Origin of the sequence: Pseudomonas sp. NPDC087690 (assembly GCF_044743175.1) — a bacterium.
Classification (GTDB): Bacteria; Pseudomonadota; Gammaproteobacteria; order Pseudomonadales; family Pseudomonadaceae; genus Aquipseudomonas.
Window position 1 is genome coordinate 1 of record NZ_JBIUVX010000110.1, and the last position, 1,330, is coordinate 1,330.

Sequence of the window (1,330 nt, forward strand, 5' to 3'; positions counted from 1 at the left end):
GAGCGGCTGTGGATACGCCGCGGTGTGGCAGAAGGACTGCATCACCAGATCAGCCGAGAAGCCCAGGCACGCCAGGTCTTTCAGTTCGTCACGGGTCATTGGACCGGTGGTGTCCTGAGAACCCACGGTGGTCATTTTCGGTTCGCAGTAGGTGCCAGGACGGATGCCTTTGCCTTCTGCCAGACCGCACGCCTTGCCGACCATTTTCTGCGCCAGGGTGTAACCCTTGGTGCTTTCAATCGGAGCATCAGGCTTCTTGAACAGGTCGAACGGTGGCAGACCCAGCTCGGCGCGAGCCTTCTCGGTCAGGCCACGGCCGATGATCAGCGGGATACGGCCGCCGGCACGGACTTCGTCCAACAGCACCGGAGTCTTCATTTCGAAGGTGGTCAGGACTTCGTCGGTGCCATGTTTGCAGACCTTGCCAGCATGCGGGTACAGGTCGATCACGTCGCCCATGTTCATGTTGGAAACGTCGAACTCGATTGGCAGTGCGCCGGCATCTTCCATGGTGTTGTAGAAGATCGGAGCGATTTTGCTGCCGAAGCAGAAACCGCCAGCGCGCTTGTTCGGCACGTAAGGAACGTCGTCGCCGAAGAACCACAGTACCGAGTTGGTTGCCGATTTACGCGAAGAACCGGTACCGACCACGTCACCGACGTAGGCGATCGGGAAGCCTTGACCGCGCATTTCTTCGATCTGCTTCATCGGGCCGATGGCGCCCTGCTGATCAGGAACGATGCCGTCGCGAGCCATTTTCAGCATGGCCAGGGCGTGCAGCGGGATGTCTGGACGCGACCAGGCATCTGGAGCAGGGGAGAGGTCGTCGGTGTTGGTTTCGCCGGTGACCTTGAACACGCGCAGGCTGATCTTGTCTTCCAGCGTTGGGCGGTTTTTGAACCACTCGCCGTCAGCCCAGGATTGCAGCACGGCTTTGGCGTGAGCGTTGCCGTTCTTGGCTTTTTCCGCGACGTCGTGGAACGCATCGAACATCAGCAGGGTGTGCTTGAGTTGCGCGGCAGCGACTGGCGCCAGCTCGGCGTCGTCCAGCAGGTCAACCAGAGTGACGATGTTGTAGCCGCCCTGCATGGTGCCGAGCAGTTCTACAGCGCGCTTTTTGTCCAGCAGAGGGGAGGAAACTTCGCCCTTGGCCAGTGCAGACAGGAAGCCGGCTTTGACATAGGCCGCTTCGTCCACGCCTGGTGGAATGCGATTGGTGATCAGGTCAACGAGGAATTCTTCTTCGCCAGCCGGAGGGTTTTTCAGCAGCTCGACCAGGCCTGCTGTTTGTTCGGCGTTAAGCGGCTGGGGAACGATACCCAGGGCTGCA

1 pseudogene is annotated in these 1,330 nt (G+C 60.0%); it reads right to left on the reverse strand.

The annotated features are described in order from the left end of the window. A pseudogene (locus ACIPIZ_RS29695) lies at positions 1–1,330 on the reverse strand (aconitate hydratase B); the annotation flags it as partial.